The sequence below is a fragment of the uncultured Cocleimonas sp. genome (assembly GCF_947495625.1).
GTDB lineage: Bacteria > Pseudomonadota > Gammaproteobacteria > Thiotrichales > Thiotrichaceae > Cocleimonas.
In genome coordinates this window covers 19,276-34,702 of record NZ_CANLZW010000001.1, presented here as the reverse complement: position 1 = coordinate 34,702, position 15,427 = coordinate 19,276, and the positions used below count along the sequence as shown (strand labels likewise).

Sequence of the window (15,427 nt, the reverse complement as noted above, 5' to 3'; positions counted from 1 at the left end):
GAATAATGAGAATATCTACAAAATTAACAGCAACTTTTGCGTCTGTATTATTTTTAACAGCTTGTGGTGGCGGTTCAAATCACGATTTTGATACGCCTATCGAAACGGTTGAAGCTGCTCCACCTAATGGGCCAATTTTTGACCCGGCAGCTGGCAAGTTACCAACGACAAATGATTTATTTTTCCAAGGTTCAACAGATGGTACTCTAAATATACCGAATACAACTGATAGCCCAGTAATTCCACAAATCAATACATTGGATGGTTTCTCAACAAGTAATCCAATAATTGCTGACTTTGGAATGGCTCTTGATCAATCTAGTTTGACCGTGGGTGATTCAATTAGAATCTTCCAGGTTTCAAAAGATTTATCGACCGGCGCAGTAACTGGAATAGAGCGTGAAGCAACAGCGGCTGAATTTACGGCTGCTGCGATTGGTGATGGATCTACCTTGGCTTTGATTCCAAATGCCCCAATGGCTGAAAGTACCAGTTTTATGGTTGTACTAACCAACAAAATTAAAGGTGCTGACGGTTCAAATGCAGTGAGTGCGAGTGCGTATATCATTGCAAGAAGTACTGTTCCTTTAACAGGTGGTGATTACAACGATTTAGAACCACTTCGACAGTCTGTAAATAACCATGAAACGGTTGCAAGTGCTTTGGGTGGTGTTGATAAAGATAGCATTGTATTGACTTGGTCTTTCACTACTCAATCAATCACTCCTGTACTTTCTGCTGTTGAAGCGAGTGCAAAAGCTGAATCATTAATTGTTGTACCTACGGGTCAATCTACCAATGATGTAAACAGCAGTTTAATGGGGTCAGCAAATGTCTATGTGGGAACCTTGGATGTTCCTTATTACTTAGAAACACCAACGGCAGAAAATCCTACAGCACCCCTTACGGGTTACTGGATGGGAGCTGGTGGAAGTTCTCTAACGCGTTTTAATCCGGCACCTGTCGCTAATACAACATTGACTATTCCTGTGATGATGACGATGCCTCAAGACGAAGCTCCGGCTGAAGGTTTCCCTGTTGTTATTTACCAGCACGGTATAACGAGAAATAGAACGGATGTTTTGGTCTATGCCGATGCAATGGCAAATGCTGGATTTGCGGTAATCGCTATTGATCTACCTATGCATGGGGCATCTAAAACGGTCACAGTTGGCGATGTGGAAGTACCTAACCCATTCCACGCAAGCAATACAGACTTTGATGAAACAGAGCTTTCTTTCGATCTGGATTTTGTTAACAACACAACGGGTGAAGCTGGGCCAGATGGTATTATCGATGATTCAGGTACTCACTTTATTAATCTACAGAGTCTTCTGACTTCACGAGATAATATAAGGCAAGGTGTTGCAAACCTTCTTACCTTGCGTAAAAGTTTAGGTAACATTGTGAATGGTATGGATGGTTCTACTATCAAAATAGATACCAGTAAAACAGGCTTTGTGGCTCATTCTCTAGGTGGAGTGGTTGGAACGACTTATCTAGGTGTTGAGACCCAGTCATTACCGAGCTCAGTGGTAACAGCAGGTGCGCCAATCAGCAAGATTTTGATAGATTCTGATTCATTTGGGCCTCGTATCGTTGCTGGCCTTGAAGCTCAGGGTGTGACAGGTGATGATCTGACTGCGTTCTATCAGGCAGCGCAGTGGATAGTGGACTCTTCAGATCCAGTTAATTTTGCGAGCAAGGCTGTAGCTAACAATGCTATTCACATGATCAAAGTCGTCGATGATGGTACCGTACCTAATTCAAGTACGGATGTTTTATCGAGCTTAATCGGAGCAAGCGCAGTTAGCTCAACAGTTACTGATATTGCCCCGGGTAATGCAGGTATTGTTACTTTCAATAAAGGAGCACATAGTTCGCCACTTACACCAGCAGGCCCGAATGATGCATTAGAGTATCTTGATGTATTCACTGAAATGCATACTCAGATGGCTACTTTCCAGGGTTCAGGTGGTACAACAATACTCATTAGTAATCCTGAGATTATTCAGTAATACTATTTAGAGTCGTTTTAAACCAAAAGACACCCCCCTACTTTAAGGCCATTATTCTAAAAAAGGTCTTAAAGTAGGGGGGTGTCTTTTTTTATTTAGACAGAAGGTCTTTTAAGCGGACTCTTTCAAGTCCATCACCATTAGCCATTTGTGCCAGAAATAATTCGGCTGTAGCAATCGCATCTTCCAAAGCGCTATGGGCGTTATAGCGTGGTAGTCCGTATGCAGCTCTTAAGTTGAACAAACGTAAAGAGTTAGGTGTGAAACCCTGAGGGAGCTTATCCTGGCGTTTTTGTGCTATTGCCAGTGTATCTACAATGAGCAGTGGTGGAGCATCGCCATAGATTTCTTTACAGGCGGCGTTAAAGAAGTTTCTCTCGATTTTGTCGTAGTGCACTAACAGAACGCGCCCTTTCATTTTCTCTAGCAGCATTTCTAATACATTATGTAAATGCTCGCCAGTCTGCGCTCGATCATCGGTAATTTTATGGATGACAACACTTTCAGGAGGGATTTCTCGATTGACCTGTATGAAGTGGTGACTATTCTCGCTAAGTTTGACTCTACCATCCTTGATTAACGTGCATCCTATTGAAAGGATAGCTTCTTTATTGGCATCTAATCCGGTGGTTTCAAAATCCAATGCGAGAAATTCAACTTCAGAAGCAGGCAACTTTAAATCAGGCATTGGCGTAGAAAGATAATCTTTGAGGATTTCATTTTCTACTTTTTCTAAGAGCTTTTGTCTTTTTTTGTCTGGATTAGTAAATAATGAGAACATTAGCTGAGCCTTTCCATGGCTGTTTGCAAGGTACTCACAATTTCAAAAGAATCTTTTAAATGTCGTCGCTCTAATGAAGACAGTTCTTCTGGGGGCACATGGTTGTCAGCAATTTTTCCATTTTCTATCTGCATCGCTTGATGTTGAAGACGAACCGTAGAGATAAACTCGAAAGCATCTTTTAAGTCGGCTTTTCCTTCCTGGCTAAGTACTCCAGCAACAGCTGCCGCTTCTAAACGCTCCTGCGTATTTATAACATGTGAACCGGCTTTTAACGCGTATACGCGTGCGAGATCAATAATTGGCACAACGCCTCTTTTTTTCATATTAAGCGCTTTTTGTTCGGCACCTGTTTTTTCTAGTACAAAATGTCTGAACAGGCCTAAGGGTGGTCGATAATGCAAAGCATTTTCAACCATTAGATTGATGAAAAGATCACTCTTTTTGGTTCTTTTGTAAACTTTAGTTTGTAACTCTTCAAGCAGCTGGGCTTCGCCAAAGATACAACGTAAATCAAAAAATATACTCGCATACATAAGTGGTTTTGGTTCTGGCTCATCTATCCATTTTTTGAAGTATGATCTCCATACTGAAAGGGGTTGGCGCCATTTTTTATTGGTTGCCATGACATCGCCTGGGCAATAAATGTAACCACAAGCGTCCAAACCATCAGAGACAAATTGAGCCAATGCCAGGAAGTACTCATCATGTTTTTCTTCAACATAATCATCGGATAGGATTAGCGCGTTATCTTGATCAGAGTGAGCCGTTTGCTCATTACGTGCCTGAGATCCAGCAATGATGAATGCATAGGGTATCGGTGGTGGACCTAGCTTTTCTTCTGCCATTCGTAATAAACGTTTAGCAATCGATTCGCCAATCGAGCTTATTGAATGAGCTGTGTCGTCGGCATTGAGTCCACTTTTAACGAGATTTACCAGTGTTGGCGCGAGTTGTTTGCTCAAACTGGTTAGTTCTTCAACTGACTTTGCTCGATGAATTTCATTGATTAAATAAACTGCATTATCACTTTGCTGACGGATAATGTCGGCGGCGGTCACCATTGATTTAATGATATTATTTTCTAAGACAGGAATATGGCGAATATTGTTTCTGGCCATTGTTAATAGCGCTTGGGATGCGGTTGCCGTGGAAGGCATGGTTATTAGATTTCGCGTCATAATGGTATCAACGGTATCTTCTAAATTTAGTCCATTTGCCACTACTTTGGTGCAAAATTCACGGTCTGTAATAATTCCCTGGATATTGCTTTCACCTTGATTCATGACCAATAGGGCACTCACGTGCTCGCTAGTCATTCTATTGGCGGCTTCTTTAATGGTGGTGGTAGATTCTACAATTAATGGTAGTGCGTGCGATAACTCGCCCACGCGAGTTGAGATTAACGTGCTGCGTTCGTTATTGCTGATATCTTTGATGGCGCTTCGAATACGCTCATTTTTACGTTCAGAAAAATACTCTCTTATTGGTACTTGTTCTTTTAATAATTTTTTGAATACAGGTGCTGCAATGACATATAAAAGCGTATCTTCAATAGCCATTACTTTGCGGGTAACGATGCCGCTTAGCATGGTAGAGCGATGACCTGCCCAATCTCCTTCAGAAAGTTGAGCCGAAATATTACCGTCGGTATCGTAAAGCTCTAAAGCTCCAGTTCGTATTAAGTATAAAGATTGATTTTCATCGCCAGGATTAAGTAATAACTTGCCTCTGCGTAAATAAGCAACTTCGAGTGTTTTGACAATTTCATCAAGGCACTCTGCTGAAAGTTTATCTAATGGAGAACAAGTCTCCAGATATTCGCGAATTTCTAGTTGTTCTATTTCCATGATAAATTTTTCTGGTAAAAGTTAGTATTTAATAGGGAACTCAGCTAAATGAAGCGCTGCCTTATAAGATACGGCAAGTCGTATCTTCATATTATCGGGAGTCACTGTCCCGGTCGGCATTAAATTTATAGTCCAGCGCTTTTTATCCCCAGAGTCTATCATTTTTACAGGCTGGGCTTCTTCCCCATCAATGATTATTGACATGGCGACATCATCGAGTGAAGTTTTTGAGAATAATTCAATGGGCAATAAGCGTTGATAACTTGGTGGAGCTTGAAACTTGAGGTGCATTTCCATTCCTACACCAAGAATTTCACAGCGGTCTTCAACGGGCAAACAACTATCCGTAACAACCAGCATTTTATCCAGCTCTTCTGCTTTTTCTTCATCTGAATAGATGCCTGCAAGAAAATAACCTCCTAGCGCTAGAAATGGTGACATTAGGATGGCGATTAACAAGTGTTTATTCATAAAGTATTCTTTTCTCAGAAGTTTAACAGCGGGCCATTCATCAGAAAGTGGTGAAGCTTATCGTTTTCATAATGAAGATAATATTCAACTATGAGATATTACCGTTACGCTTCAGCAGTTACTATATTTTTAATTTAATGTTTTGCTTAGCTAATAACAATAACTAAAGCCCCCGATTTTATCTATGTTGTTAGCCCTGAGTCCATTGGACTCTCCACTCTTACATAAGCCCCCCTTGCTTATTTAAGAGTTTTTGCCAGACTTCGGTCTGGCTTTTATTCTTTTGGGAAGTCTACATTACGAGTAAGTGTTAGATTTTTTGATAAAAAAAAGCCTATTCATTGAATAGGCTTTTTAGTGTGTCGGTAAGGGGGAGCATCCTCCGTATCCGACTATACCCCTCCTAGCGGTTGGAGGAATTCTTTTACACCTCAAGAATGCTCTTTGTTTGTAAAACTGTCAATAAACAGAAAAATATTCCAATATTATTAAATACTTATAAAGATTCTACAATCTTGGATAAATAAGTATCAAAATTAAAAACAGTGCTTTATGCTGAAGTATTGATTTTAATACTTTGGTGCAGCAGTGTTTGACCTGATCGAAACAACAGAACAACTAGAAAACTTTGTAAATAAAATTAGTAACTCAAGCTGGGTTGCAATTGATACCGAATTCCTCCGCGAAAAAACTTACTATGCAAAACTCTGTCTGGTCCAAGTGGAAGCAGAGGGTTTAAGGGCGTGTATTGATCCATTATCTATTGACGATATTTCGTCGTTTTCCTCAATCTTGCACAATCCTAATATCGTCAAAGTGTTACATGCTGCTCATCAGGATCTAGAGATACTATTGCAATTAACGGGGAAAGTACCCGCGCCAATTTTTGATACGCAGGTTGCGGCATCTGTTTTAGGCATAGGCGATCAAATGGGTTATGCCAGATTGGTGGAGGATATGCTGGGTGTTAGTCTGGCGAAAACGCAATCGAGAACCGATTGGTCTAAACGCCCACTCAAGCCAGCGCAATTAGAATATGCGATTGATGATGTGCGTTATCTTGCGCAAATTTATCCAAAGATGATCGATAAATTAAAAGAACAGAATCGTCTCAGCTGGCTGGATAAAGACTTTGCACGAGCGACGGATCCAGAAGTCTATGCCAGTAATTCACGTGAGCGCTGGAAAAAAGTCAGGGGCAATCAAGTATTAAAACGACCTCAGCTGGCTATTTTAAGAGAGTTGGCAGCATGGCGTGAAGACAAAGCAGAAAAGTCTGATAGACCCAGAAAGTGGATAGTGAGCGATGATATTTTATTAGATTTATCGCGACAACAGCCGTCAAACCTTACTGAGATTGGAGAAATTAGAGGTATTAACGCTGATAGAAGCAGTAATACTCATCAAATCTGGTTAGACCTGATTAAAAAAGGTCAAGATACGCCCGAAGCAGAATGGCCCGAATTACCAAGAAGTAAAAAACCAACGCCCAATCAAAATGCACTTATTGATTTGTTGATGATCGTGGTACAAATTCAGGCAAAAAAACACAATATAACGGCAGCAGTGATTGCGACAAGAAAGCAGTTGGCGACGTTGGTTCAATCTGGTGAATCAAGACTCTCTGATGATTGGCGTGGTGAATTAGTGAATGAACAAATTCACAAAGTAATGTCTGGTGAAATGACGATAGGCGTTGAAAATTCTATCGTGAGTTTAATAGAATAATTTAACAGGCTAAGTTGGCTCTTGATATACGTTTCAAAATCGCCATCTTAAAACAATACCCATATTTAAAAGTCATTATAAAAACTAAGTGAGCATAGAAAAACAAATGAATTCTCCATTATTAGATATTAAAGATCTTCCAGAATTTTCAAAAATACAAGCTGAGCAAATTGAGCCAGCGCTTGATGAGTTAATAAAAGAAGCGCGAGAGCTTACCCAAACGTTGCTAGATGAAAACACAGAATACACCTGGGCGAACTTAATTGAGCCACTAGAAACAGTTGATAACAAATTAAGTCGCATGTGGTCACCAATTAGCCATATGAACGGGGTTGTGAATTCTCCTGAACTTCGTGATGCATACAACGCCTGTTTGCCAAAACTAAGCGAATACAGCACCGAAATGGGACAGAACAAATCGCTATTTAAAGCAATCGAACAGATTCAAACGAATGCCGATGCATTAGGTCTTGATGATGCACAACGCAAGTCACTGGAAGATTCAATTAAAGGTTTCCGCTTGTCTGGCGTTGATCTGGAAAGCGATAAGAAAAAGCGCTATGGAGAAATCAGCAAAGAGCTTTCAACACTGACTTCTAAGTACTCAGATAATGTTTTAGACGCGAGCAATGCCTGGACGAAATTACTGACTGATAAATCAGCTTTAAAAGGTTTACCAGATACTGCAATAGAGCAAGCAGCAGAAGCCGCTAAGCAAAGAGATGCCGAAGGCTGGATGTTAACGCTGGAATTCCCATCTTACTATGCAGTAATGACCTATGCGGATGATCGCGAATTACGAGCAGAAATGTATCGTGCCTATAGCACACGCGCTTCTGATCAAGGTGATAATGAAGCTTTGGATAATAGCCAGAACATGGAAAAGATCTTGCAGCTTCGTCAGGAAAAAGCGCAGTTATTAGGTTTTGATAGCTATGCAAATTTATCCCTAGATACAAAAATGGCAGAATCACCAGAACAAGTTTTGCAGTTTCTCTCTGAACTAGCTGAAAAATCTTTGCCGTTTGCAAAAAAAGAATACGAAGAGCTAAAGCAATTTGCCAAAGAAGAAGTGGGTATATCGGATCTTCAGGCTTGGGATGTAGGCTATGTCAGTGAAAAACTGAAACAACAACGCTATAGCATTAGCGATGAAGATTTAAAGCCATACTTCCCCGTTGATAATGTTTTGGATGGTTTATTCGAGTTGGTTGAGAAGCTCTATAACGTTAAGATTACACAAAATAAAGAGCAGGAAAGCTGGCACTCTGATGTGCGTTTTTTCCATATCAATGATGCACAAGGTAACTTGAAAGCTCGTTTCTATTTGGATTTATATGCACGCCAGAACAAACGTGGCGGCGCATGGATGGCTGATTTTTGTAGTCGTTTTAAAATGGTGGATGAGCTGCAAACACCCGTCGCATTCATGACGTGTAACTCAGCACCACCTGCTGGCGGTAAGCCAGCGTTATTTACGCATGATGAAGTGATCACTTTATTCCACGAGTTTGGCCATGGCTTGCACCACATGATGACCCAGGTAGATTATCTGGATATTTCTGGTATTAGCGGTGTTGAGTGGGATGCAGTAGAACTACCTAGTCAGTTTATGGAAAACTGGTGTTGGCAGCGTGAAGCGCTGGATATGTTTGCGGCACATTACGAAACGGGTGAAAAAATTCCTGATGAGTTATTCGATAAAATGCAGGCGGCAAGACATTTCCAGAGTGCCATGGGTATGGTGCGTCAATTAGAATTTTCGATGTTCGATATGCGTCTCCACATGGATACTTCAATCAAAACATCGCAGCAAGTTCAGGATGTGTTGAATAAAACACGTGATGAAGTTGCGGTTATACACCCCCCCACTTTTAACCGTTTTCAGCATGGTTTCTCACACATCTTTGCGGGTGGTTATGCAGCGGGGTACTACAGCTATAAATGGGCTGAAGTACTTTCTGCTGATGCTTTTGCGAGGTTCGAAGAAGAAGGTTTATTCAATGAAAATGTGGGTAAAGCCTTTCTTACAGAAATTCTTGAAGTGGGTGGTTCGCGTCCGGCAATTGATTCTTTCAAAGCATTTAGAGGCAGAGAGCCAAAAGTCGATGCCTTACTCAAACATTCTGGATTGGCAGCATGAGTGAGAGTAGTCCCAGTATCTCTAAAGAAACCAGTATCTATGGCGATAAGTTCAAAATAGCGAGTTGGAATGTCAACTCGCTGAAGGTTCGTTTGCCTCATGTGGAGCAGTGGTTGAAAAAAGCAGAGCCAGATATTTTGGTACTGCAAGAAACCAAAACGATCGATGAAAATTTCCCTGCTGAAGAAATTCAGAATATGGGCTATCAGGTCGTATTCTCTGGGCAAAAAACCTATAACGGCGTGGCGATACTTTGTAAAGATGAGTACTTGATTGAAGATGTGGTGATGGATCTTCCTGATCTTGATGATCCGCAGCGTCGTATTTTAGCGGCAACCATCAATGGCATTCGCATTCTTGATTTGTATGTGGTGAATGGTTCGGAAGTGGGTTCGGAGAAATTTGAATACAAACTCCATTGGCTTGAAAAAGTAACCAACTGGATTGAAGAACAATCTAAGCAATACAAGAAATTTGTTATTTTGGGTGATTTTAATATCGCCCCTAAAGATCGAGATGTACATAACCCTAAGTCCTGGCATGAGAAGATTCTCTGCTCTACGCCTGAACGTAATGCCTTACAGAAAATTATTGATCTCGGTTTTGCAGATTCTTTCCGTTTGTTTGAGCAAGAAGACGAAACCTATAGTTGGTGGGATTATCGCAGCGGTGGCTTTGATAAAAACATGGGCTTGCGTATTGATCTGGTTTTATCCAGCAAGCTTCTGGCTGAGCAATGCACCGCGAGTTATGTGGATCCTGAACCACGTGGTTGGGAAAGACCATCAGATCACGCACCAGTAGTGAGTGAGTATAGAAACCTCCAATGATTCAAGGCATTAAAAAAATGCCTCAAAGTAGGGGGGTGACCTTAATAGTTATTAAACACCTTCTAGTTGTTTATTGAGCCTTCGTTTTTTAATCAATGAGCAATAAATTCAAAGGAACCCTGTTTGTCTTAATTTGCGTGGCTCTTTGGGCGTTAATTCCGGTGGTTGCTAAGCTGGGTCAGGCGAGCTTGGATAATCACCAGTTTTTATTTTGGTCGAGTCTGGTTTCCTTGATTGTTCTAAGCATTACCGCTGTTATAAAAGGCGATATGTCTGAGCTGGGCAGTTATTCTCTGAAAGAATGGCTCTACTATGCTTTTTTAGGTTTACTCGGCACGTATATTTACTATCTATTTCTTTATTTGGGTTATGCTAAAGCGGTAGGTATGGAAGTGTTGGTGATTCAATACACCTGGCCAATTTTCATCCTTGTACTCTCATTATTTATTCTAAAAGAACAGCTTACTATCAGAAAAACAATCGCTATCGCCTTGGGCTTTGTCGGCGTTATGCTGGTATTAACCAAGGGTGAGTTCGAAAACGTTCAGTTGAATAATCTCACGGTAATTTCATTAGTTGCTGCTGGTTCGTTTTGTTTTGCGCTGTTTTCTGTTCTCAGTAAGAATATCAAACGACGAGCGCCGTTAGTGGTGATTAGTATTTACTTTCTGTCGGCGACATTGGCATCACTAATTTCAATGCTGTATTTCTCAGAGTTTGCTATTCCATCTTCGGCTGAAATCATGCCAATTCTGTTAAACGGGATATTCGTAAATGGATTTTCTTATCTATTCTGGTTGATGGCATTGAGGTCAGCTGAAGCATCGTATCTTGCGCCTTTCACTTTCATTACTCCGGTGTTATCTGCAATTTACCTGATAGTATTCTTTGACGAGCCGATGCTGGGAATCTATCTGGTTGGCTTGGCTTGTGTGATTGTTGGAGGCTTGGTGAATAGCCTTGGTGCTTCAAAGAAAGCTTAAAAGCATTTTTTGCAGGCAAAAAAAAAGCCGCTTAAAGCGGCTAAATTCACATCGAAGGAAATCATTATTATTAGAAGTTTAGCTATATTGAGAATCAATATCCTGTAAAGCCACCTGGTAGCGACGTATTCCTTTAAAGATCGCTTTGGCTAATTTTTCTTGGTGTCGTGCAGTTTTCAGGCGTTTTTCTTCCTGAGGGTTGCTGATAAATGCTGTTTCAATTAAAACGGAAGGAATGTCAGGAGACTTCAAAACGACAAACCCTGCGCTTTCAACACGGCTTCTGAGTAAATTATTAACACTACCTAACTCTTTAAGCACTCCGTTAGCAATTTCAAGACTTTTATTAATGGTCTCTTCTTGAGCTAAGTCCAGCACGATTGAATTCAGTGTTTTATTTTTGTGTAAACGCGCTCCCGCAATCTTTGTTTCGTACGAATTTTCGCTGTGTGCAAGCCATCTAGCCGCTTCGCTTGATGCACCTTTTGCAGACAGAATGTAAACGGAAGATCCTGTTAATTTTCGACTAGGGTTAGCATCTGCATGTATTGAGACAAAAAGATCTGCCTTGTGTATTTTGGCTTTTTTGATTCGATTACGTAACTCTATGTAGTAATCACCATCACGAATTAACACGCCCCGCATGCCTGGTTGACGGTCAATTTGTTTTTTTAGACGTCTGGCAATTTGTAACGCTACATTTTTTTCTTTTGTGCCGCGTTTGCCAACAGCGCCAGGGTCTCTACCACCATGACCAGCATCAATCGCTATTACGACTGGCTTTCTAATCACCCCCCCACTTACAGCGCTTATCGCTTGACGGGTCTTTTGTTGGGCTGATTTAGGTGCTTGCTTAGGACTTAGTGCTACTTCAAGGTAAAAGCTTTTGTTATTAGCGCTCATTCTGGATGATGGGTGCGCCTGTTGAGCCATGTCTAAAACAACACGAAAATCATTCTTGTTGCGTCTGGCTTGTCTCAGTTTATTGATGAGTTGCTTAGAAGCCGCAGTGTTGCGATTTAATTTGAGTTTAGCGATTGATGTTGTGTCGATAAAATCTATAACAACACGCTCAGGGTTGCTCAACGTCGAAACTTTGTGGCGCACAGATTTGTCCAGCTCGAATATGAGCTTCTGGCTTCCTTTGGCACCTTGCTTAAGAGAGACGGATTTTATATTCGCGCTGCGACCTTTAGCGAAAGTATGAGGTGCCACGCTAGTTGCTCCAGCGACACCTAATATTTTGCCTAATCTCAGTACGAAGTCTCTACGCTTCTGACTGGTAGTATTCATATTCCCCAATGATTTGTGAGTATCAAAGCCCTATCCGATATTCACATTCAAATGTTATAAGTATGTAGTTTCTAAAACACGAGCTGAAAATTATTTTTATTACACGTGATTTGTTTATATAGTAAAACTCAGTAGAGACTTAAATTCAAGTGATTTTTACTATAATTTCATAAGCTGTTGTTTTAAATCGATATAGAGGGGTTTGTAATTATCTCTCTTTGCGTATCTCGATAGAGAATGTCGATAATTAAATCAGGTTCGGGAAGGAATCCAAGTGCTTTTTCTGGCCACTCTACAAGGCATAAAGCGTCACTGTTCCAGTATTCTCTGCCACCGATGTATTCCAGTTCTTCCGGGTCTGCTAACCGATATAGATCAAAATGATAAATCATTCGACCTTTGATTTGATAGGGTTCGACGAGCGTGTAAGTGGGACTTTTTACAGTGCCTTGAAAATCAAGGCTTCTGAGTAAGCCTCGTACTAAGGTTGTTTTGCCCGCACCGAGATCTCCATTGAGGAAAACCATGCCACCTTTGGGGAATCTTTCTGCAATTCTTCCGCCGAAACTCATCATTTCGTTTTCATCATGGATGATTAGTTTATCTGTCATTTTGATTTATCATCTTATCTGTCACTAATATTTTATCTTTCATTGTTTTATCTTAATTTATCATCAGTGTGGTGCCGATAATTTGTTGTTCAAGAGTGTTCTCAAGTGAGGGAATAAATCACTGGCTAACATGCCAATTTCACCATTTTCAGCAGCTAAATCAGCGGCTTGTGCATGTAGCTCTACGCCAATCGTTGCTGCATCAAAAATATCTATTCCTTGTGCAACTAATGCTCCGATAATACCGCTTAAAACATCTCCCATGCCACCACTAGACATGCCAGGATTTCCGTTAGTGCATACGAATGTTTCGCTACCATTATTAATCAAACTGCCCGCACCTTTAAGAATACTGACACCCCCGTACTTTTGCTGCATTTTTTCAATATTTGAATATCTATCAGATTCTATTTCTTTAGCGGTTATATTTAAAAGACGTGAAGCTTCTTTTGGATGCGGCGTTAGTATCCAATTATCTTTTTTGATCGGTGTTTCTGAGAGTAAATTTAACGCATCGGCATCGATGATCATGGGGTGGTTTGAATTAACAACGTAGGTAAACAGATCGCGAGCCCATTGTGATTTACCTAAGCCTGGGCCTAGAACGATGGTATTTACTTTGGCTAAAAGCTCATCAAGCTCGTGTGGTTCTTCTACGCCTTTTACCATCATTTCAGGTCTTGTCGCGTTAATATAATGCGCATGAGAAGGGTGTGTAGCGACATGCACTAAACCAGCACCAGAGCGCAAGCAGGCTTCTGCAGCAAGTCGAATCGCTCCTGACATGCCTTCGCCGCCACCAATTAACAAGACACTGCCGAAATTGCCTTTATGGCTACAGCGAGGACGGGGTTTAATGGTATTGGTAATAATGTTTTGAGGAATGAGGTATGTATTGGATTTTTTGCTTAGTTGTTCATATACAGAAGTGGGCACTCCCAGATCATTAAAGATGAGTTGACCTACTTGACCCCTTGCTTGTCCGGTAAATAATCCACGTTTCAGGCCGATATACGTTACCGTTAAATCTGCTTTAATACATGCGCCAAGAATCTGACCCGTATCAGAACTCAAACCAGACGGAATATCGACAGCGACTTTTTTCGCTGAGCTTTGATTAACGACATCAAAAATATGTAACCAGTCGTCTTTTACATTGCGGGTAAGTCCAGTACCTAAAATGGCATCAACAATCACATCGGCGTTCAAAAGTGTTTCATCAAACTTAGTAGAAATCCCCCCGGCTTTGGTGAATGCATCTTTGGCAAGCAGTGCGTCGCCTTGTATGGCGTTGATATCTCCCTGTTGAATAAGGGTAGTTTTTAATCCTGCCTTGATGGCAAGCGTAGCAATTACATAGCCATCACCCCCATTATTGCCAGCGCCACTTAAAACACATACTGATTTACAATCCGGATATGAATTTAGCATTGCATCGAACGTTGCTTGCGCTGCTCTTTGCATTAAAGTAAACCCTGATATGCCGAAGTCCTGTATCGCTATTCGATCAAGTTCTCTGGTTTGATCGGCACGATACAAGGTCGACAAGGTCGATAAAGTAGATAAATTACGTGGTTTAGACATCACAATGCTATTATTACTGCTGGGTTAAAAGGAATGACATTGAATAATATCACGCAAATAAAACTTAAGCAGTGGGCGCAACAACTGGGATTTCAAGGGTTGGGCGTGAGTGGTATTGATTTATCGACTCAAGAGAAGTATCTGAAGCGTTGGTTAGCAAATGGTTCTCACGGTGATATGGAGTGGATGGAGCGTCATGGTAATAAGCGAACGCGCCCTGAAGAACTCGAAGAAGGGACCATGAGCGTCATCAGCGTGCGTATGGATTATTTGCCGCCACAAACCGTTGACCCAATTATGGTGCTGAATCACCCAGAGCGCGCTTACGTTTCCCGTTATGCTTTAGGCAGGGATTATCACAAGATCATGCGCAAGAAGCTGGAAAAGCTGGCGAAGAAAATCAATGAAGAACTCAGTGACTCCGAGCAAATGCAGTACCGTGTGTTTGTTGATAGCGCGCCTGTCATGGAAAAACCAATTGCAGTAAAAGCGGGTCTTGGCTGGATGGGGAAACACACCAATATTTTGAGTCAGAACGTAGGTTCCTGGTTTTTTCTTGGTGAGATATACACCAACTTACCATTAGAAGAGTCCCGACCAGTTGATAATCATTGCGGAGATTGTACGGCGTGTATTGATGTTTGTCCGACTAAAGCGATTATCAAACCCTATGAATTAGATGCCAGACGTTGTATTTCTTATTTAACCATCGAGCATAAAGGCGCTATTCCAGTGGAATTTCGAGAGCCCATGGGGAATAGGATTTATGGTTGCGATGACTGTCAATTGATCTGTCCGTGGAATCGTTTTGCCGTAGATACCAAAGAATCAGACTTTTCAACGCGGAATAACCTTGATTCTGCAAGCTTATTAAGCCTCTTTGCGTGGAGTGAAGAAGTCTTTTTAAAGAATCTGGAAGGGTCTGCAATTAGACGAATTGGCTATGAGAGATGGCAAAGGAATATCGCCATTGCACTAGGAAACGCGCCCTCATCAAAGAAAATTATCACTGCCTTAAATGCCAAATATGAGGTTTCATCCGAGATGGTTCGTGAGCATATCTCATGGTCACTTCAGCGCTTAAAATGACCCATCTGGCGAAATATTGATCAGTAAAGCTGGTATGTATTAGAAT

At 41.2% G+C, this 15,427-nt stretch carries 12 protein-coding genes; 6 read left to right on the top strand and 6 right to left on the bottom strand.

The window, feature by feature from the left end:
- Window positions 1–5: 5 nt before the first annotated feature.
- Window positions 6–2,018 (top strand): lipase, encoded by a 2,013-nt coding sequence (locus Q1A31_RS00170; RefSeq protein WP_299870744.1) that lies wholly within the window; start codon window positions 6–8, stop codon window positions 2,016–2,018.
- A gap of 91 nt (window positions 2,019–2,109) precedes the next feature.
- On the opposite strand, the gene Q1A31_RS00165 is transcribed toward Q1A31_RS00170, so the two are convergent.
- From Q1A31_RS00165 to Q1A31_RS00155, 3 genes are read right to left on the bottom strand one after another with little or no spacing between them, the layout of a single operon-like run.
- Window positions 2,110–2,799 (bottom strand): exonuclease domain-containing protein, encoded by a 690-nt coding sequence (locus Q1A31_RS00165; protein ID WP_299870743.1) that lies wholly within the window; start codon window positions 2,797–2,799, stop codon window positions 2,110–2,112.
- Window positions 2,799–4,649, bottom strand: coding sequence for a DUF294 nucleotidyltransferase-like domain-containing protein (locus Q1A31_RS00160; RefSeq protein ID WP_299870742.1), 1,851 nt, complete (start codon window positions 4,647–4,649; stop codon window positions 2,799–2,801). The genes Q1A31_RS00165 and Q1A31_RS00160 overlap by 1 nt, the downstream gene beginning before the upstream one ends.
- Before the next feature lie 21 nt (window positions 4,650–4,670).
- Window positions 4,671–5,120 carry a hypothetical protein gene (locus Q1A31_RS00155; protein WP_299870741.1) on the bottom strand — a complete coding sequence of 150 codons (450 nt, stop codon included), beginning with the start codon at window positions 5,118–5,120 and terminating at the stop codon, window positions 4,671–4,673.
- Between the two features lie 588 nt (window positions 5,121–5,708).
- Between Q1A31_RS00155 and rnd the strand changes: the two genes are divergently transcribed.
- The 4 genes from rnd (at window position 5,709) to Q1A31_RS00135 (ending at window position 10,804) form a co-directional block, all read left to right on the top strand.
- The gene (gene rnd, locus Q1A31_RS00150) at window positions 5,709–6,848 is read left to right on the top strand and encodes a ribonuclease D (protein WP_299870740.1); all 1,140 of its coding nucleotides are present in this window, start codon (window positions 5,709–5,711) and stop codon (window positions 6,846–6,848) included.
- A 106-nt stretch (window positions 6,849–6,954) separates the two neighbouring features.
- Entirely contained in the window at window positions 6,955–8,991 is a 2,037-nt protein-coding gene (gene prlC / locus Q1A31_RS00145) for an oligopeptidase A (RefSeq protein ID WP_299870739.1), read from the top strand.
- Window positions 8,988–9,821: an exodeoxyribonuclease III gene (gene xth / locus Q1A31_RS00140; protein ID WP_299870738.1), complete on the top strand. Its 834-nt coding sequence runs from the start codon at window positions 8,988–8,990 to the stop codon at window positions 9,819–9,821. Before prlC ends, xth begins: the two co-directional genes overlap by 4 nt.
- A 95-nt stretch (window positions 9,822–9,916) precedes the next feature.
- Window positions 9,917–10,804 (top strand): DMT family transporter, encoded by an 888-nt coding sequence (locus Q1A31_RS00135; protein WP_299870737.1) that lies wholly within the window; start codon window positions 9,917–9,919, stop codon window positions 10,802–10,804.
- A gap of 78 nt (window positions 10,805–10,882) precedes the next feature.
- Here the strand turns inward: Q1A31_RS00135 and Q1A31_RS00130 are convergent, their stop codons facing one another.
- The 3 genes from Q1A31_RS00130 to Q1A31_RS00120 all read right to left on the bottom strand — a co-directional run bounded on the left by Q1A31_RS00130 (window position 10,883) and on the right by Q1A31_RS00120 (window position 14,292).
- On the bottom strand, window positions 10,883–12,097 hold the full coding sequence (locus tag Q1A31_RS00130; protein ID WP_299870736.1) for an N-acetylmuramoyl-L-alanine amidase: 1,215 nt from the start codon (window positions 12,095–12,097) through the stop codon (window positions 10,883–10,885).
- A 182-nt stretch (window positions 12,098–12,279) separates the two neighbouring features.
- Window positions 12,280–12,708 carry a tRNA (adenosine(37)-N6)-threonylcarbamoyltransferase complex ATPase subunit type 1 TsaE gene (gene tsaE, locus Q1A31_RS00125; RefSeq protein ID WP_299870735.1) on the bottom strand — a complete coding sequence of 143 codons (429 nt, stop codon included), beginning with the start codon at window positions 12,706–12,708 and terminating at the stop codon, window positions 12,280–12,282.
- A 63-nt stretch (window positions 12,709–12,771) separates the two neighbouring features.
- A complete protein-coding gene (locus Q1A31_RS00120; RefSeq protein WP_299870734.1) occupies window positions 12,772–14,292 on the bottom strand; it encodes an NAD(P)H-hydrate dehydratase in 1,521 nt (506 codons plus the stop codon).
- A gap of 33 nt (window positions 14,293–14,325) precedes the next feature.
- Between Q1A31_RS00120 and queG the strand changes: the two genes are divergently transcribed.
- A complete protein-coding gene (gene queG, locus Q1A31_RS00115) occupies window positions 14,326–15,381 on the top strand; it encodes a tRNA epoxyqueuosine(34) reductase QueG (protein ID WP_299870733.1) in 1,056 nt (351 codons plus the stop codon).
- The last annotated feature ends 46 nt before the right edge of the window (window positions 15,382–15,427 follow it).